The organism is Dermatophilus sp. B7861-1, assembly GCF_058996045.1.
Genome location: NZ_CM180082.1, coordinates 1,971,465 through 1,989,761 on the forward strand (window position 1 = coordinate 1,971,465; position 18,297 = coordinate 1,989,761).

The window sequence follows — 18,297 nt, forward strand, 5'->3', positions numbered from 1 at the left end:
GTGAACAGCAGATTCACCAATATCTACACGCGGGCAGCACACACGAACCCACCCACTAGATACGTTTCATCCCCCCAGAATTCAGCGAACCCACACCAAGAGAAAACCGCATTCGGACCTACGTCCAGAAAGCTCATCTCAACGTTCGCTAATAGAGAAAAACAGGACTTCTCAACATATGAGAAGCTACCTGACTAAAGTCGCCACCTCACGCAACGACCCAACTACTCGCACCCCCTCATCACAAACCGGGCGCCCCCATTCCGCATGACGCGGAGCAGGCCTATCCAGGCGCTGTAACCACGCCACCCGCATACCTGCTCCACGCCCACCAACAACATCCGAACTAAACGTGTCACCAACACAGACCGTGTCAACATGGTCAACACCCATCAATCGACACGCCTCATCAAAAACACGCCGATCAGGCTTGCCCACACCCAAAGTGTCCGTCGTAACAACAGCGCCACGCCCAGACAACCCTGACACTTCCAATTTCATATCCGTCTGCTCAGCTCCAGAATTCGTCACAAAACACACTGGAACACCAGCAGCCTCGATAGCCCCAAAAAAATCCTCGACATCATCAAATAACGTCTGTGACTGCTTAAACGCCAACTGATACGCAGCCTCGAAATTCTCAAACCCTGAGGCCCCAAGACCAGCCTCGGCACACGCACGCAAATACCTCGACTCCCGCATCGCCGAGAAGTCAAGCTCCCCACGCGTATAGGCATCAAAATAGCCCTCAGGATCCTCGTAAAACACATCCGACACCGCTTGCCACACCGGCGGAGCCTGCCTAGGCCAGGCAGCCTCCGCCCCACGACAACACGCCTGACGCATCGCCTGCTGCGTATCCAGCAACGTGTCATCAATGTCGAGAATCAGGGCCCGAACCGGAGCAGACCAATCCACACTGCCGCGCGTCACAACGATGCCCGCAACGACCGCATCCGATTCAACGCAGACTCTTTACCCAAAATCTCAATCGACTCGAACAGCGGCGGTGACACTTTCTGACCAGAAACAGCCACCCGCACCGGACCAAAAGCGAACTTCGGTTTAATGCCCATTGCCTCAACCACAGCAGAACGCAATGCCGCCTCAACTCGCTCGTGCGTGAACTCCTCATCACAGATCGCCTCAAGCGCAGCAATCGCGGCGTCAAGAACCTCCGGAGCGGATTCCTTCAGCTGTGCCCTCGCGTCCTCAGCCACCTCAAGGTCCTCATCAGCGATATAGAACGGACGCACCTGCTGCGCAGCACCCGTCAAATGCACCAAACGCGGCTGAATCAGCTTCGTCACCCCCTCTAGTACCTCAAGATCACGCGGCGTCGGCTGCTGGCCAATAATCCCCTCAGCTTGCAAGAACGGCAGCAAACGCCCCGTCAACTCAGGCACAGGAAGCGAACGAATATACACACCGTTCAGCCAGTCCAACTTCGTCAAATCGAAAATGGGACCCACCGGGCTGATCTGCGAAAACTCAAAACGCTCCGTGAAATCCTGGAACGAAAAAACCTCAACCTCATTCCCCTCAGCATCACGCGCCGGGGGGTAGGCCAACAATGCCAGGAAGTTCACCAACGCTTCAGGCAAATACCCCTGCTCTTTAAACCAGGTCAACCGCGCAGCCGGGTTCTTCCGCTTCGAAATCTTCGACTTATCCGTATTACGCAACAACGGCATATGCGCAAAAGCTGGCGCAGGTAACCCCAACCAGCGGTAGAGCAACAAATGCTTCGGCGTAGAGCTGATCCACTCCTCGCCACGAACCACGTGCGTGATCCCCATTTCGTGATCATCAACCACCACGGCCATGTGGTAAGTGGGGAACCCATCAGCCTTCAAAATGACCTGATCGTCCGGACGAGGCGCCTTAACCTCACCACGAATCACGTCATCAAAAACCAGTGGAACATCATCAGGAATAAGCATCCGCACCACAGGGGTCTCCGTGAACCCCGGCAACTGTGCACGCTCCTCACGCGTCTTCCCGTAACACAACCGGTCATACCCCGTGTTCGCCTGCTTCGTCCTGGCCTGCTCATCACGCATCTCCTTCAAACGTTCAGAGCTACACCAGCAGTAATAAGCATGTCCCTGTTCAATCAACCGATCCACATACGGCCGATACGTATCAAGACGCTCCGACTGACGGTACGGCGCATACTGACCACCCTTATCCGGCCCTTCACTCCACGTGAACCCCAACCAGTCCAACGTGTCATAAATCTGCTGCTCAGAGTCCTCTCGATACCGCGAGCGATCCGTATCCTCAATCCGCAGTACAAAGTCGCCACCGTGTTTACGCGCGTGCGCCAGATTAAACAACGCCATATAGGCAGTGCCCACGTGCGGGTCCCCCGTCGGGCTCGGAGCCACACGCAGACGAGGAGCGACCGGAAGGATTTCAGAGTTTGAAGAATCGTTCGTCATGATGCTCTCAAGTCTAAGCGAGCACACCAAGGCCAGGCAGCGCCGCCCATAGCCACGAAGCAACCTCACCCCTCACAACAGTGGGGCGGGACGCCCACAACAGACACCCCGCCCCACCGCCTCGATCACAAACCGACCGCAGCGCGCATGTCCTCCTTCAGCAGCTCCAACCGCTGCGCAGCCTCACCCCGCGGCACCTGCTCACCACTAACCGGCACCACAACCTCCAAGTAACACTTCAACTTCGGCTCAGTTCCTGAAGGACGAGCAATCACCCGGTCGTTATCAGCAGTGATAAACAACACGCCATCAGTAGGAGCCAACCCCTCATACCCATCAGCCAAATCCACGACCTGCTTCACTTCAGACCCAGCCAACGCACTGGGCGGCGTCGCGCGCAACCGAGCCATCGCATCTGCAATCAACGCCGTATCTGCTACTCGGAACGACAACTGCGCCGTCGCGTGCAACCCATGAGCACGGGCAAGGTCATCCAAAGCATCAGAAATACTCCGACCCTGCTTAGCCAACGCCGACACCAGCGAAGCAACCCGCACCGCCGCCGTCACACCGTCTTTATCCCGAACCCCCATCGGATCAGTGCAGTACCCGATAGCTTCCTCATACCCGAAGCGAAGCCCCTCGGTACGCGCAATCCACTTAAATCCAGTCAACGTGGCCTGATGCTGCAACCCATGCGCCTGCGCGATACGGGACAGCAACCGACCCGAAACAATCGAGTTCGCCAACGTGTCACCCACCCGCGAAGAATCTGCCGCAGCTTGCTCACCCAACAATGCGCCGATCTCGTCACCGGTGAGCTGACGCCACCCATCCGGGCCACACGTACCCACAGAACAACGATCAGCATCCGGATCCAACGCAATCACTACATCCGCCTCTACCTCCTGAGCCAGCCCCAACGCCAAGTCAAGAGCACCAGGCTCCTCTGGGTTCGGGAAAGCAACCGTCGGGAAATCTGGATCCGGCTCAGCCTGCTCAGGAACAACATGCACATCGGTGAACCCCGCCCGGCGCAGCACCTCCACCGCAGTCGCACCACCAACACCATGCATAGGCGTCAACACAATCCGAATCGGCGCAGGATCACTCACCGCCAACGAGGCAGCCCGATCCACGTACTCCTCCCACAACGCCGACTCAACATGCTGCAAGCGCTCTTCATTACGCGGAACCTCATCAGCGAAAGGAGCAGCCGCAATGCATTCGGCAATCCCCCGGTCAGCAGGCGGAACAATCTGCACCCCTTCGGCGGCACCGCGAGCAGCACGCCCACCCAAATACACCTTGTACCCGTTATCTTCCCGCGGGTTATGGGATGCAGTAATCATCACACCCGCATCAGCCCCCAAACGACGAACCGCGAACGCCGTCACCGGCGTAGGTAGCTTCTCCGGGAGCACAAGAGCAGTCCCCCCAGCAGCAGAAACCACCTGCGCTGCATCGCGGAGAAACTGCGAAGAACCATGCCGGGCATCACACCCCAAAACAACAGTCGGGGCTTGCCCCAGCTCTTTCGTCAAATAAGCAACCAGCCCAGCCGTGGCCCGAATCACCACAGCACGACTCATGCGGCTCTCCCCCGCACCTACCGCTGCCCGAAGTCCGGCTGTACCGAACATCAACGGGCCAGAAAAACGCGACACCAACTCAGCCGCAGCGGCCTCATCCGCATCCTGCGCAGCATCAGCGAGCGCAAGGATCGTAGCCCGGTCAGACTCATCAGGATCGTGGGCAGCCCACGTACGCGCATGCTCAATCAATTCAGGTGTTGCCTCGGGGCGCATCATGCTTCTCCTTGCTTGTGATGCCACAGTCAGCTGTGAATGCGCGCCGAAAGCACGGCTACCGGGCGGTTCAAGGCACGGCGCGCGCAACCCTGAACCGCCCGATTTTCAGCCTCCGATACCGTCCAGGACAGCGCGGCTACCCGACAAGCCCAGACGCGTGGCCCCGGCCTCAATCATTGCCAGTGCGGCCTCAGCCGTACGGATTCCGCCAGAGGCCTTGACGCCCAAACGTCCGCCCACTGTCTTTGCCATCAAAGCGACTGCTTCGACAGAGGCGCCACCAGCAGGGTGGAAACCAGTAGATGTCTTAACAAAGTCGGCACCCGCGCGCTCTGCTGCGGTGCAGCACGCCACGATCTCATCGTCAGTTAGCGCAGCAGACTCGATAATGACCTTCAGGAGAACCGGGCGTTCACCCTCGGTAGGGCACGCCTGCCGGACTGCGCGGATGTCAGCCTCAACCTCATCGAAGCGCCCGGTTTTGACCAGGGAGAGGTTGACAACCATGTCGACCTCATCAGCACCGTCAGCGACACTGCGAGCAGCTTCTGCGGCCTTGACTTCACTGGCGTGAGCCCCCGAGGGAAAACCGCATACCGTGGCCACAGCCACGCCTTGGGGTACCTGAACGGGAAGCATGTTCGGTGACACGCACACAGAGAATGTGCCTAAGTCAGCGGCTTCGGCAACAAGCTCGGCCACTTGCGCGGGGGTTGCTTCGGGTTTGAGGAGGGTGTGGTCGATCATGCGGGCCACATCGGATCGGGTGGGCATGCGCTCTCCTATTCGGGGGATGTTTGGGCGAACGTACGGGTAAAAGTGGCTTTACTCCACCGTTTCCAGAACGATGTCGCGATCAGCCAAAGAAGCGGCGCGTGTCTGAGCCTCGTCGCCATCTTCGATGTCATATCCGCCTTGCAGAGATTCCAGGGCACGAGCGAAGCGCTCCGGAGTGTCTGTGTGCAGTGTGAGGAGCTTGTCTCCCTTGCGGACGCGAGCGCCGGGCTCGACGTGGATTTCGATACCGGCCCCCATCTGTACCGGCTCGTCTTTACGGCTGCGTCCTGCACCCAAGCGCCAGCTGGCAACGCCAACGGAAAGAGCATCCAGGCGGGTGAGTACGCCATCGCTCTCGGCCAGGACATCTTCAGTGCAGGTGGCGCGTGGCATAGCTGCATCGGGATCGCCGCCTTGGGCAGTGATCATTCGGCGCCAGGTATCCATGGCGCGACCATCGGCTAGGGCAGCACGCAGTTCATCTTGTCCGACGTTGACATCAGCCAAGGAGAGCATGCGCTCTGCCAGGGCAACGGTCAGGTCAACCACGTCGGCAGGACCGCCACCGGCAAGGACCTCCACGGACTCCTCAACCTCGAGCGTGTTACCGATTTTGCGTCCGAGCGGGCGGGACATGTCTGTCAGCAAAGCCACCGTGCGCACACCCGCATCGGTACCAAGGTCAACCATGGTGCGGGCAAGTTCGCGGGCATCTTCGAGTTTCTTCATGAACGCACCGGAGCCAACTTTCACGTCAAGCACGAGAGCGCCGGTTCCTTCAGCGATTTTCTTGCTCATGATCGAGCTGGCAATCAGCGGAATAGCTTCCACAGTGCTCGTGATGTCCCGCAGGGCGTAGAGCTTCTTGTCTGCGGGGGCCAAACCAGATCCTGCGGCGCAAATCACAGCACCGACGTCTTCGAGGATCTCCATCATGCGTTCATTGGAGATAGCAGCTTGCCAACCAGGGATAGCTTCGAGCTTGTCCAGGGTGCCTCCAGTGTGACCAAGCCCACGCCCAGACAACTGCGGAACAGCCACACCAAAGGTGGCAACTAGCGGCGCAAGGGGAAGCGTGATCTTGTCACCCACACCACCGGTGGAGTGTTTGTCTGTGGTGCCTCGCGACAGCGACGCGAAACTCATGCGCTCGCCAGAGTCGATCATGGCCTGAGTCCAACGAGCGATTTCACGGCGGTTCATGCCGTTGAGGAAAATAGCCATCGCCAAGGCAGACATCTGCTCATCAGCGACAACGCCGCGCGTGTAGGCGTCAATGACCCACGCAATCTGGGTATCGCTCAGCTCGCCGCCGTCGCGCTTGGTGCGGATGACATCTACTGCATCCAGGGGTTCAACCATCACTTCACTCCATGTGCCTCGAGTGCTTCTTCGGACCCGTCGCGAATGGTGCCGGTGTCTGGATGGCTGCCGCTCGGGCGGTGCCGGGCACTGGTGTCCCGTCCGCGATTGCCACCCATCCTGTGAACCTCCATGCACTTTTGTCAACAAGCTTGATTACAAAAGTTCGGTACGGCACTCTTGCAGCACACCCTCACTCATAACCACGACGAAACAGTGAACATCACGACTTCGTCAACGGTGATGAGCCACACGAAGCCGTCGACGGAGACGGCCAGGAAGATGCACGACGATGACCACTTCACCCCCTTGCAGTCGCCCCACTGCCGACCAACTTTTGGAAGCTGCACGCACGGCCGCATCGCGCGCATACGCGCCGTACAGCTCCTTCCCCGTCGGCGCAGCCCTCCTCACCGGCGGCGGGCGCGTAGTCACCTGCTGCAACGTGGAAAACGCCGCCTATCCCCTTGGCCTATGTGCTGAGCGTGGCGCGGTATCCACCATGGTGGCTGCAGACGAAACTAACCGCACAATCGCGGCCGTCGCCATCGTCGGCTTGCGTGGCGCTCCCTGTTACCCCTGCGGCGGCTGCCGCCAGGTACTCCGCGAATTCGGCTGTATCGACGTAATCGTCGAAAGCGAAGACGGCACGCCCATCTCGATTCCCTTCGAGACCCTCCTGCCGCACAGCTTCGGTCCCGAATCGCTCAACCCCACGCCCACTCACGAAAACAAGGACAACTAATGGAGCGCTTCCAAGGCCTTATCGGCATTGCCCTGATCTTCGCGCTCGCCATCGGCATCTCGCGCAACCGCCGCCACATCAAATGGCGCACCCTCGCCGTAGGCCTAGCCATGCAGGTCGCTTTCGCATTCCTCGTTCTCAAATGGGAACCCGGATTCAAGGCACTCTCTTGGGTAGCTAGCGGGCTTACTTCCCTAATCAATTTCACCGATAAAGGAACACAATTTGTCTTCGGTGGGCTGCTGCCTACCAACAACAACGGGTTCGTCTTTGCTCTGAACGTACTACCCGTCATCGTGTTCTTCGGAGCACTGATCGGCGCGCTCTACTACCTGCGCGTCATCCAGCTATTCGTGGACATCGTCGGTACCGGGCTACAAAAGCTCCTAGGCATTTCGAAAATCGAAGGCGTGTGGGCTTCAACGGTGATTTTCCTCGGCCAGACCGAGGCCCCGCTCATGATCGCGCCTTACATCCGCAAACTCACCAAAGCTGAATTGTTCACCTGTATGACCGGTGGTTTCGCAGCTGTTGCTGGCTCCACCTTGATCGGGTACTCCCTGCTCGGCGCACCTCTGCCCTACCTTCTGGCAGCAAGCGTGATGAACGCACCTGGCTCGCTCATCATGGCCAAAGCCCTCATGCCCGAAATGGAGGAACCAGAAGCTGACGCCAATGTCCGCAACGTTCGCGACACCGAATCCCGCAACGTCATCGACGCCCTCGGAAACGGTGCCCTCAATGGTGGCCGCATCGCAGTGTGCGTTGCTTGCCTGCTCATCGCATTCATTGCCCTCATCGCTTTGGTCTCGGCGATCATCGGCGGCATCGGCGGTTGGTTCGGCCACCCCGAATGGACACTCGAAGGCCTCTTCGGTGTCGTTCTATCACCCGTCGCATGGGTCATCGGCGCACCATGGGAAGAAGCAGGACTGGTCGGCAACTTCATCGGTCAAAAGACCGTCCTTAACGAGTTCGTTGGCTACACCGCCTTCAGCCAGCAGGTTGCTACCTTGTCACCCAAGGCAGTACTGATCTCCAGCTTCGCCTTGGCTGGCTTCGCGAACTTCTCCTCGATCGCCATCCAGATCGGTGCTTTCGGAAGTTTGGTCCCCGAGCGTCGCGGCGAAGTAGCCAAACTTGGTCCTCTGGCCCTGCTTGCCGGTATGTGCACCAACTTGCTCAACGCCGCCATTGTCGGCGTTGTCATGAGCTGACAGCCCTGATCGCTTTGATAGGCGTCCCGTCGATACCTTCACGGTCTCGACGGGACGCTGTGCTTTTGCACAGGAGAATTGCTTTATGACACCGCGTGATTCGCAGGCCCTCGAAGTTGTGAAGCTGTACTACCGCTACGAGCTATCACAAAACGAAATCGCCACGCGCCTGGGTATCTCCCGCCCAACAGTGAGCAAACTCATTCAACACGCCAAAGACCGCGGTTTCGTCACCGTAGAAATCCACGACCCCCGCGAAAGCGGCGCAGAACTCGCCGACGAATTACGCACACGGTTTGGTCTACAAGAAGTGCGACTCGTCCACGACCACCCCATCGACCCTGAATTAACACGTGAGCTAGGGCGCATCGGGGCAAGCATGCTCCAAGACATCGTTACCGACGGTGACCTTGTTGGAATCGCCTGGGGACGCAGCATGCACTCAATCGCACTAGCGCTAGAACCTCAACCTCGCCGCGGTGTGCAATTCATCCAGCTCAAAGGCGGAATCTCTCTCACACCACGCTCCACCAATGACCTCGAAACCATGACCATGTTCACGCATGCCTTCAACGCATACGCATGGCCACTGCCTCTTCCGGTCATATTCGACTCCCCTGAAGTGAAACACCTAGTCGAACAAGACCGCCACATTCGCAGGCTGCTCAATCTGGGCCTGGAAGCAACCGTGGCCGTTTTCACCGTCGGAGTGGTATCTCAAGAATCTGTCCTGCTCAAAATTGGTCAACTCACCGAAAACGAAGAAAAAGCAATCCTCGACCATGCCATCGGCGACATCTGCTCCCGATTCTTCGATTCAACCGGTTCACCATTCCTCAGCAGCGTCGATGAGCGCACCATCGCCATCCCCTTGGAGAAGCTGCGCGAGAAAGACACACGCCTACTCGTCGCCGGTGGGATCAGAAAGGCAGAAGCACTCGCAGTAGCGCTACGCGCTGGCTACGCCACACACTTGGCCACTGACATCGACACTGCCCGACTCATCATCGACAACGACTACTAAATACGTGCATACGTGTGTGGGGCGGGATCTGACCAGATCCCGCCCCACACACGTATGCACAAAACTTACGCAGCAGACACCTGAGCCGCAGCGCTCTTGTCACGTGCCACCAACACTCGGTCGCACAAGAAGTAGATAACCATGCCACTCAACGCCACCAGCGCAAGCACCCAGGTAATCGTCGAATAGACCTGACCTTCGTGGGAACGAGACAGCGACAAGGCACCGAACCACGTCGGGGCGACGTCTTGCAGTTTGGCCGTGTACGCGATACCCAACGGGATCGCGATATTGATCGTGAGGTTGTAGAACCCAATCGCGATACCGGATTTAGCAGCAGGAATTTTCTGCAAAGAGGTGTTCACCAGCGGCGCATACATCAACGCAAAACCGGAAGCAAACAACACGATCGACACCACCAGAACAGGCAGGCTGACCTCTATCAGCACAGCCCCCAGAACTAGCGAGGAAAAAATCATTCCCAGCGCAGTGAAAATGGTCACTCGCGAGCTGAGGAATCGGCCGATTTGCCCGGAGAAAATACCGACAAGAACTGCGCATACATACCCTGGGACCATGAGCAGCGATGCTTGATCTTGCCCCAAACCGTGCAAAGACTTCGCAGCGAAAGGCAACAAGAAGATGTAGCCCAGCTGTGCCGTGTAAATAATCAAAACGAGGCCCAAAGCGGTCACGTACCAGCCATTGGTGAAGAACTCCGGACGTACCAAAGCGCGTTCATGACTGCGCACATGCCAAGCGAACAATGGCAACGAAACAATCACCGGGATCAGCCATACAGGCGCATATTCCTGCATATACATGATGAGGCTGGCTGCGAATACCGCGACAATGAGCAGACCAAAAAGATCCAGGTTGCCCTCGAAAGCCTCATCCTCGGGAACCATCTTATGAATGGCTGGAATCGTTAAAACGAGAATGAGCGGGATGAGGAACATGGCAGTCCAAGACACGTTCGCAGAAATGAAACCGCTCGTCAGCGCACCAATAAGCAACCCTGCCTGGAACGCAGCCGTGGAGTAGCCCAGGTATTTCTTCTGGTCTGTTTCTGACAGGTACTTCGTGACGTAAATGACGTAGAGAGTTTCCGCAGCAGCCAGTCCGCACGTCTGGATAAGACGACCGGCAAGCACGAGTGGCCACGAGTTCGAAAACACGAAACCAATCACAGAGCCCACAGCGATCAGACCAATACCGGTGACCATGAGCTTACGGATACTGATCGAGTCGGCAAGAGCGGCGTAGACTACCGCGCCGATACCGATGATCACTCCGGCAAGAGAGGCCTGCAGGCTGGCGGTTTTGGCGCTAATCCCCAATGCCGCAGCCATAGGCCCAGTCATCGTTTTAAAGCCGTTATCGATGACAAGGGAAAAAACAAAAACAAACAGGAGTACCGGCACAGCGCGCCGAGGATCCAGCGCGGCGCGGGCGTGTTCTTTCATAGTGTTCATGCGTTTGCCAGGGGTAGGGCGAGCTCCATCATGCGGGTGAAAGCAGTCTGGCGCTCTTCGGGTGTGGTTTTGCCGCCAGTAACAAGGTTGTCCGAGACGGTGAATACGCCCAAGGCGTCGACGCCAGCGCGGGCTGCGATGGCGTAAAGGCCTGCACTTTCCATTTCGACACCCAAGACACCCATGCGGGCCCACCGTTCGTTGACGGTGCTGTCGTCGTTATAGAAAACATCACTGGAAAGAACGTTTCCTACGTGAACCGGTACACCGTTGGCTTCAGCCTGCTTGGTGATGGCGCTGAGCAGGCGCCATGAACCAGTAGGAGCCAAAGTGCCCGGCAAACCGTACTGTTCGAGAATCCGGGAGTCAGTGGAAGCGGCCTGGGCAATGATGATGTCGTAAAGGTCGATCTCCTTCTGCATAGAGCCACAGGAGCCGATACGAATCAGTTTTTTCGCTCCGAAAACGTTGACGAGTTCCCAGGAGTAGATGCTGATCGAAGGAATCCCCATGCCTGTTCCCATCACGGAAACGGGTGTGCCGTTGAAGGTACCGGTGAAACCAAGCATGTTACGGACATCGTTGAACTGAACAACGTCTTCGAGGTAGTTCTCGGCGACGAATTTAGCACGCAGCGGGTCACCAGGAAGCAACACGGTTTCTGCGATCTCGACGCCCTTGGGATTGATGTGGGGGGTGCTCTTGGAGGACACGCGACTTCTCTCCTTCAACGGTGGAGGCTGTGGATGCCACGACGATACTCGCGGGGCGAACATTCGTAAGTCTGTGGTGGCACATTCGTTCGATGTGTCACCATTTGCCGCACTGCAGGTAATTAGTCGCGGCGAACAAACGGGTTAGAGAAAGCTCCGATCCCTTCGATCTCGATCTCCACGCGCTGCCCGGCCCGGACCGAACCAACTCCCGCAGGAGTACCGGTAAGGATCACGTCTCCAGGCAAAAGGGTGAAGGCAGCAGAAACGTACTCGATCAACGCCGCGACATCGAAGACCATGTCGCTCGTGGCGCCATCTTGAGCAAGCTCACCATCAACCCGGCTACGTACAGCCAGCACCGAAGGGTCAAGGTCTGTTTCGATCCACGGGCCAAGCGGGCAGAAGGTATCAAGCCCCTTGGCACGGGCCCACTGCAGGTCAGTCTTTTGCAAATCACGAGCAGTGACGTCATTGGCGCAGGTGTAACCAAAAATGACATCCATAGCTCGGGCCGCTGGGACGTCTTTACACATCGTGCCGATCACCACAGCTAGTTCAGCCTCAAAACTGACTTCCTCAACAAAAGGAGGAATCACAACTGGGTCATCCGGACCAGCCACGGCAGTATTCGGAATAAAGAAGAGTCCAGGCTGCGCAGGTACCTCGTTCCCTAATTCCGCGGCATGGTCAGCGTAGTTGCGTCCCACACCAATAACTTTGCTGCGTGGTAGCACCGGCGCCACCAGACGAACCTGGTCCAATTCGAAACGCTGCCCGGTACCAGTGACTTGTGTGTACAGAGGGTCACCCGCCACCGCAGCAATCCACTCTTCACCCGGATCTCCCTGGATAACGCCGTAGCTGGGCGCCTCATCTTCGTGCACAAACCGAACGATCCGCATGCCTTCCCCTTCTTATGCAATAGGTGCCTGCCTGGATGCAGCCACACCTGGTCAGCTCTTGGCGAAGCCTAGTTGCCTACGAAAGCAAGGTCGTCCCGGCTCAGGCTGGCTCATAGAATGTCCGTGGCTTCCTGTGGGACCAGAGAAACAAATTCACCACGAGTGGGCGTGCATGCGCGAGCTGGATACTCTGACCTGGTGTCTGCCCTGACCAACACTGTTTTGTCGCCCGATGCGTGGAGACGCGCGGCTCAAGAACATCACGAGCGCGTCGATGCACGTACCCGCGCCCACCTTGAGCGACGTTCTCGCGGCCAAAAACACGCTGTCGAAGATTTCATCTGGGTGTATTACCGACACACTCCCGGTCAGCTTCGCCAATGGCATCCTGGCCCCGACATCACATTGATCGACGCTGCCGAGCATGGCCGGATGCGCTACTACGTGAGCCAAGAACGTGACGGCCACACCTTCACGCACGTGGATGTGCCTGCATTTCTGGCTAATCGGGGAAAATTTGTGCGCTACGTGCGTGATCTTCTCACCGCCACTGCGGCCCGTACCCCCAGCTATGCCTGCTTCGGATTACACGAGTGGGCGATGGTTTATCAAGACGCTGACCAGAGGAGACATCCTGCCCCCTTGCGTCTGGGCGCAGAGGGCACAGACGAGGTAGTCGAATCGCTGCCGGTGAACTGCACCCATTACGACGCGTTCCGGTTTTTCACACCGCAAGCGCGGCCTTTGAACCGAGATCATCCAACACGAGAAACCCAGATCAACCATGAACAGCCTGGTTGTCTTCATGCAGGCATGGATCTATACCGATATGCCGCGGCGCTACTACCTGCCGTGCCCAGCGAACTGGTTATCGACATGTTCGACCACGCCATGCGTGCCCGATACCTAGACATGGCGGCCAGCCCCTACGACCTGAGCAACCTGGACATCACGCCCATACGTGTCGAGACAGCATCTGGACGTGCCGAGTACGTAGCCCAACAGCGCAAGCTCGCCAGCGCCGCCACCGAACTACGCACCCGGCTTATCCAGGCATGCGAAGCACTATTACACAAGTGAATTCACGCCAGGTTCTCAGCGTGCATCGTTGGATTCTCCGGAGCCGTACACCAGCCATGTCAGCAACGGAATAGCCAAAAACCACAGCCATGACTCCGAAAGCAAAAACATGACCAGCGTCATCGCTACCGTAGCGGCAAGCAGCTGTGATGCCCGCTGAGGCGCAACTTTCCATCGACCTTTCGTGTAATCACTTTCAGTGCGTACAGCGTCTTTTACACCAGTCGCTTCATCCATCCGTGGCCGTCCTCGGTCCGTCCATACTGAACGTCGAGAAGCGTACTGCGAATCTTCGAAGCCACTACCGGAGCGCCGTGCGACATTGCCCCTCCCTCCCAGAGAACATCCCCGATGGGAGTGATGACCGCAGCAGTTCCACAGGCGAAAGCCTCCGTAATTTCGCCGGAAGCAACGCCGTCTTTCCACTCCTGCACTGGAACTCGGCGTTCCTGGACGTTCAATCCCATCTCGGCGCCAAGAGTCAACACCGAACGTCGCGTCACTCCCTCCAGAATCGCCCCCGTCAACTCCGGTGTCACCAAACGCCCATCGCGATAAACAAAGAAAATGTTCATGCCGCCGAGCTCATCAACAAAAGTTTGGGTCTCTGAGTCCAGAAAAACTACCTGCTCAGCGCCGCGGGAAATGCCCTCCAGCTGCCCGGCCAGCGAAGAAGCATAGTTACCACCACATTTAGCTGCTCCTGTTCCACCTCGCCCAGCCCGTGAATATGTCGTCGAAATCCACAACGTAACCGGAGAAACCCCACCAGAAAAATACGCCCCTGCAGGTGAAGCAATCAGCGCATAGGTGACCTCCCGGGCCGGGCGCACTCCAAGAAAGGCCTCACTAGCGAATACAAAAGGCCGCAAATACAAAGACGACTCCCCCGCCTCGAAAGGCGGCACCCACGCGTTATCGACCTGCACCAGTGCAGTGATGGACTCGATGAAATCCCGGGTTGGCAACTCAGGGAGAGCCAACCTGCGGCAACTAGAAGCCATACGTTCAGCGTTAGCCTCTGGGCGGAAACTCCACACTGACCCGTCCTCATGGCGATAGGCCTTGAGCCCCTCGAACACAGCCTGCCCATAGTGCAGAATCCCCGCAGCCGGGTCGATACTAAACGGCGCATACGGGCCAACACGTCCCTCATGCCACCCCAGTTGCTCAGACCATGTCGCCGTAACCATGTGATCGGTGAAGTAAGCACCGAATTTAGGTGCAGACAGGATCTGGGCACGTTGTTCCGGCGTCGCTGGGTTCGGATTGGGCTCTACAGCGAAATCGAGTGCAGCAGTCATGGTTTCTCCTTGATTGTGGACGTTGTGTCCCCCCATCACATGCGCAAGGACGCATTGAGCCAGCTTCGTCACAGAAGCAGCACAATGCGCCCTGAGTTGATCGCGCGTTATCTCAGCCCAGATCAACCTCTGGGTACAGCGGGAACGGGGCAAGTAGCTCATCGGCTTGTGCGTGAACACGAGCGGCAACAGACTCCTGCATGACGTACTGCGCTTTGCTCGGGGCTCCCTTGCTCGTCGTGCCCGGCTTCGTGGCCTTCAGCGCAGTGTCGACCATCTCAGCGATGGTGTCCATCTCCGCCACACCCAGCCCTCGAGATGTCAATGCTGGTGTGCCGAAACGAATTCCTGTGGTGAACCAGGCGCCGTTGGGGTCGTTCGGGATCGAGTTACGGTTTGTGACAATGCCGGACTCCAGCAGTGCCCCCTCGGCCTGCCGGCCAGTGATGCCGTAGCTACCCACATCTAGCAGAACGATGTGGTTTTCGGTGCCGTCAGAAACCAGCTTGGCCCCCCGCTTCTTCAGCCCCTCAGCCAAAGCGACAGCGTTGTCAACGATATTGCGTGCATAAGTCTGGAACTCTGGCTTGCGCGCTTCCGCCAAGGCCACGGCTTTGCCCGCCATCATGTTCGACAGCGGCCCACCCAACACCATCGGGCAGCCCTTGTCGACAGCATCCTTGAACTCATCCGTGCACAGCACCAGCCCACCGCGAGGACCCCGCAACGACTTATGCGTCGTCGTGGTGACAACATCGGCGTAGGCCACCGGGTCATACTCACCGGTAGCGACCTTGCCAGCGACCAAGCCAGCAAAGTGCGCCATATCTACCATCAGCACGGCACCGACAGAGTCGGCGATTTCTTTCATCTTGGCCATGTTGATCAGCCGTGGATATGCCGAATACCCCGCCACGAGGATCAGCGGTTTGAACTCTTTGACCTGCTGGGCAACCTGCGCATAGTCGAGCACGCCGGTCTGCGGATCTGTGGAGTAGCAACGCTGATCAAACATCTTTCCGGAAATGTTTGGACGGTACCCATGCGTCAGGTGACCACCAGCATCTAGAGCAAGACCCATAAGGCGCTGGTTACCCAATTCAGCACGCAACGAAGCCCACTGAGCGTCATTAAGGTCATAGACCGATTTCACCCCGGCCTTGTCCAGCGCCGGTGTTTGAACCCGATGAGCCAGGATGGCCCAATAGGCGACAAGGTTGGCGTCGATACCCGAGTGGGGCTGCACATAGGCGTGCTGGGCACCGAACAGTTCTCGTGCGTGCTCGGCTGCGACGCTCTCGACTGTGTCAATGTTCTGGCATCCGGCGTAGAAGCGGTGCCCAATTGTGCCCTCGGCGTACTTATCAGAAAGCCAGTTACCCAATGCCAACAGGGAAGCCGTGGAAGCGTAGTTCTCACTCGCGATAAGTTTCAAAGAACTGCGCTGATCGCGAAGCTCTGATCGGATGGCCTGCGCGATACGCGGCTCCACCCCTTCAACGACGCTGATTGCGTTACGGAACGCAGTGGACTGGGCAGTGAGATCTGTATCGCTCACGGGCTGCTCCTCGTTGGATGGTCAGGGGCGGACAATCCTGAGCTTATCGAGGACAACTTCACCGCAAACAGCAAGTAGCCACTAGATCCATAAGTGAAATCGATAACGTATCCCACACGACGCTATGGGAATTGGCTTCATTGTTCCTTGATCGCCCAAACAGCTCATGCACTAGCGCTGATGCGACGCTGGGGGCGCCCATGGTGCGGCGCCCCCACTGCTCCACCTGCCATGTCAGCGCACGGCAGATCAGTCGCTGTACTCATCGCGTGCAGCTATCCACGGAAACATCGGACGCATCTGGGTCCCCACCGTCTCCAACTCGTGGCTTTCTTCTGCGGCGCGCAACTCAGTGAGTTCACTAGCACCTGCCTGCTGGTCCTGAATGAACCGCTCAGCGAAGGCACCACTACGAACGTCCTCGAGGACATCTTTCATCAACGATTTCGTGTTCGCGTCCACCACACGCGGACCAGAAACGTAATCGCCGTATTCGCTGGTCTCCGAAACCGAGCGGCGCTGTGCCGCCAGCCCCTGCTCAACCATCACATCGACAACTGTCTTCAGCTCGTGCAGGCACTCCAAGTACGCCACCTGCGGCTGATATCCGGCCTCAACCAAAGTTTCAAAACCAGCTTTCACCAGGTGCGAAAGCCCTCCACCACAAACGGCCTGGGCAGCGAACAGGTGTGCCTCGGCCTCTTCTGCGAATGTGGTTTTCATGCCGCCTGCACGCAATCCACCCATAGCCATGGCGTAGGAAGCCACCAGCTCCCAGGCCTGCCCGGTGGCGTCCTGCTCAACTGCTAGGAGCACCGGCACGCCACGGCCGTCCTCGTACTCACGGCGAACAAGATTTCCTGCCCCTTTGGCAGAAACCAAGAACACGTCCACGTCTGCGGGGGCTTGGATGTAGCCGTATCGAATAGCGAACCCGTGCGCAAAGACGAGCGCGTTACCTGCTTGCAGGTAAGGAGCGATCTCTTGCATGAAAAGCGCTTGCTGCTCGTGGTCAGGGACCATCAGCACGATGACATCGGCTTCTTGCGCTGCCTGCGCTACCGGCACCACGCGAAGTCCTTCTTCTTGCGCCTTCTCAATTGAGGCCGACCCTTCCCGCAAACCAACGCGGACATCGACACCAGAGTCGCGCAGGTTGAGGCTGTGAGCCTGACCTTGCTCGCCGTAACCGATGACGGCGACCTTGCGGCCCTGGATGATTGTCAGGTCGGCGTCGTCGTCGTAAAACAGTTCGGCCATGTCTGGCTCCTCACATCGTTTTCAATAGCTCTCAGTCCCGAGCAACGCCGGGAGGGTATGGGGAAAGTGTTGCAGGACACTGCCCGTCGTGGGCGCCGCAAACAGTCAGTTCCTACCGGAACGGTCTGTAATCGCCTTGGATCCTCGCCCAATCGCAACCATCCCGGACTGCACGAGTTCTTTCACACCGTAGGGCTCTAGCAGTGCCAGCAAGGCATCCAACTTCGTTAGACGGCCAGTGGCTTCGATCGTGACCGAGTCCGAAGCGACATCAACAATGCGAGCGCGGAACAGCTCAGCAATCTGCACCACGTCAGCACGGCAGGTGCTGTCGACACGAACTTTTACGAGCAAGATGCGCCGGGTGACTGTGTTGTCAAGATCGAGCTCAATCACTTTCAGTACTTCGACAAGTTTATTGAGCTGCTTGGTGATCTGCTCTAGCGGAAGGTCTTCCACATCGACCACCACGGTCATCCGTGAAACCTTTGGGTCTTCTGTTGGGCCAACAGCAAGGGAATCGATATTGAAGCCGCGGCGGGAAAATAACCCAGCCACCCGAGCAAGAACACCCGGATGGTTTTGGACTAGCACGGACAAGATATGGCGTTTCATGGGGGGC

The 18,297-nt window shown here is 57.8% G+C and carries 17 protein-coding genes; 4 read left to right on the top strand and 13 right to left on the bottom strand.

Annotated features, from left to right (window positions below; all coding sequences use genetic code 11):
• Positions 1–186 precede the first annotated feature (186 nt).
• The 5 genes from AC2T9U_RS08740 to AC2T9U_RS08760 form a co-directional block, all read right to left on the bottom strand.
• Positions 187–933, bottom strand: coding sequence for an HAD family hydrolase (locus AC2T9U_RS08740; RefSeq protein ID WP_493695842.1), 747 nt, complete (start codon positions 931–933; stop codon positions 187–189).
• The gene (gene gltX, locus AC2T9U_RS08745) at positions 930–2,444 is read right to left on the bottom strand and encodes a glutamate--tRNA ligase (RefSeq protein WP_115029494.1); all 1,515 of its coding nucleotides are present in this window, start codon (positions 2,442–2,444) and stop codon (positions 930–932) included. The genes AC2T9U_RS08740 and gltX overlap by 4 nt, the downstream gene beginning before the upstream one ends.
• 125 nt (positions 2,445–2,569) lie before the next feature.
• Entirely contained in the window at positions 2,570–4,252 is a 1,683-nt protein-coding gene (locus AC2T9U_RS08750; RefSeq protein WP_493696949.1) for a phospho-sugar mutase, read from the bottom strand.
• A 108-nt stretch (positions 4,253–4,360) separates the two neighbouring features.
• The gene (deoC, locus tag AC2T9U_RS08755) at positions 4,361–5,029 is read right to left on the bottom strand and encodes a deoxyribose-phosphate aldolase (protein ID WP_493695843.1); all 669 of its coding nucleotides are present in this window, start codon (positions 5,027–5,029) and stop codon (positions 4,361–4,363) included.
• 51 nt (positions 5,030–5,080) lie between these two features.
• A complete protein-coding gene (locus tag AC2T9U_RS08760; protein ID WP_493695844.1) occupies positions 5,081–6,394 on the bottom strand; it encodes a thymidine phosphorylase in 1,314 nt (437 codons plus the stop codon).
• Between the two features lie 292 nt (positions 6,395–6,686).
• On the opposite strand from AC2T9U_RS08760, the gene AC2T9U_RS08765 reads away from it, so the two are divergent.
• From AC2T9U_RS08765 to AC2T9U_RS08775, 3 genes are all read left to right on the top strand, one after another.
• A complete protein-coding gene (locus tag AC2T9U_RS08765; RefSeq protein ID WP_493695845.1) occupies positions 6,687–7,139 on the top strand; it encodes a cytidine deaminase in 453 nt (150 codons plus the stop codon).
• Positions 7,139–8,356, top strand: a complete 1,218-nt coding sequence (locus tag AC2T9U_RS08770) for a NupC/NupG family nucleoside CNT transporter (RefSeq protein WP_115029487.1) — start codon at positions 7,139–7,141, stop codon at positions 8,354–8,356. Before AC2T9U_RS08765 ends, AC2T9U_RS08770 begins: the two co-directional genes overlap by 1 nt.
• A gap of 85 nt (positions 8,357–8,441) precedes the next feature.
• A complete protein-coding gene (locus AC2T9U_RS08775) occupies positions 8,442–9,380 on the top strand; it encodes a sugar-binding transcriptional regulator (protein ID WP_208303046.1) in 939 nt (312 codons plus the stop codon).
• Between the two features lie 65 nt (positions 9,381–9,445).
• Here AC2T9U_RS08775 and AC2T9U_RS08780 read toward each other — a convergent pair whose 3' ends face one another.
• From AC2T9U_RS08780 to AC2T9U_RS08790, 3 genes are all read right to left on the bottom strand, one after another.
• Positions 9,446–10,855, bottom strand: coding sequence for an MFS transporter (locus AC2T9U_RS08780; protein WP_493695846.1), 1,410 nt, complete (start codon positions 10,853–10,855; stop codon positions 9,446–9,448).
• Positions 10,852–11,568, bottom strand: coding sequence for a purine-nucleoside phosphorylase (gene deoD, locus AC2T9U_RS08785; RefSeq protein ID WP_181815990.1), 717 nt, complete (start codon positions 11,566–11,568; stop codon positions 10,852–10,854). Before deoD ends, AC2T9U_RS08780 begins: the two co-directional genes overlap by 4 nt.
• 122 nt (positions 11,569–11,690) lie before the next feature.
• A complete protein-coding gene (locus AC2T9U_RS08790) occupies positions 11,691–12,473 on the bottom strand; it encodes a fumarylacetoacetate hydrolase family protein (protein ID WP_493695847.1) in 783 nt (260 codons plus the stop codon).
• Positions 12,474–12,671: 198 nt separating this feature from the next.
• Between AC2T9U_RS08790 and AC2T9U_RS08795 the strand changes: the two genes are divergently transcribed.
• The gene (locus AC2T9U_RS08795) at positions 12,672–13,553 is read left to right on the top strand and encodes a 3-methyladenine DNA glycosylase (RefSeq protein ID WP_493695848.1); all 882 of its coding nucleotides are present in this window, start codon (positions 12,672–12,674) and stop codon (positions 13,551–13,553) included.
• 15 nt (positions 13,554–13,568) lie between these two features.
• Here the strand turns inward: AC2T9U_RS08795 and AC2T9U_RS08800 are convergent, their stop codons facing one another.
• The 5 genes from AC2T9U_RS08800 to ilvN all read right to left on the bottom strand — a co-directional run bounded on the left by AC2T9U_RS08800 (position 13,569) and on the right by ilvN (position 18,290).
• On the bottom strand, positions 13,569–13,790 hold the full coding sequence (locus AC2T9U_RS08800; RefSeq protein WP_493695849.1) for a hypothetical protein: 222 nt from the start codon (positions 13,788–13,790) through the stop codon (positions 13,569–13,571).
• Positions 13,769–14,857, bottom strand: a complete 1,089-nt coding sequence (locus AC2T9U_RS08805; RefSeq protein WP_493695850.1) for a branched-chain amino acid aminotransferase — start codon at positions 14,855–14,857, stop codon at positions 13,769–13,771. Before AC2T9U_RS08805 ends, AC2T9U_RS08800 begins: the two co-directional genes overlap by 22 nt.
• Before the next feature lie 112 nt (positions 14,858–14,969).
• Positions 14,970–16,415 (bottom strand): glycine hydroxymethyltransferase, encoded by a 1,446-nt coding sequence (locus AC2T9U_RS08810; RefSeq protein WP_493695851.1) that lies wholly within the window; start codon positions 16,413–16,415, stop codon positions 14,970–14,972.
• Positions 16,416–16,664: 249 nt separating this feature from the next.
• A complete protein-coding gene (ilvC, locus tag AC2T9U_RS08815; protein WP_493695852.1) occupies positions 16,665–17,675 on the bottom strand; it encodes a ketol-acid reductoisomerase in 1,011 nt (336 codons plus the stop codon).
• A gap of 105 nt (positions 17,676–17,780) precedes the next feature.
• The gene (ilvN, locus tag AC2T9U_RS08820) at positions 17,781–18,290 is read right to left on the bottom strand and encodes an acetolactate synthase small subunit (protein WP_028327050.1); all 510 of its coding nucleotides are present in this window, start codon (positions 18,288–18,290) and stop codon (positions 17,781–17,783) included.
• Between the last annotated feature and the right edge of the window lie 7 nt (positions 18,291–18,297).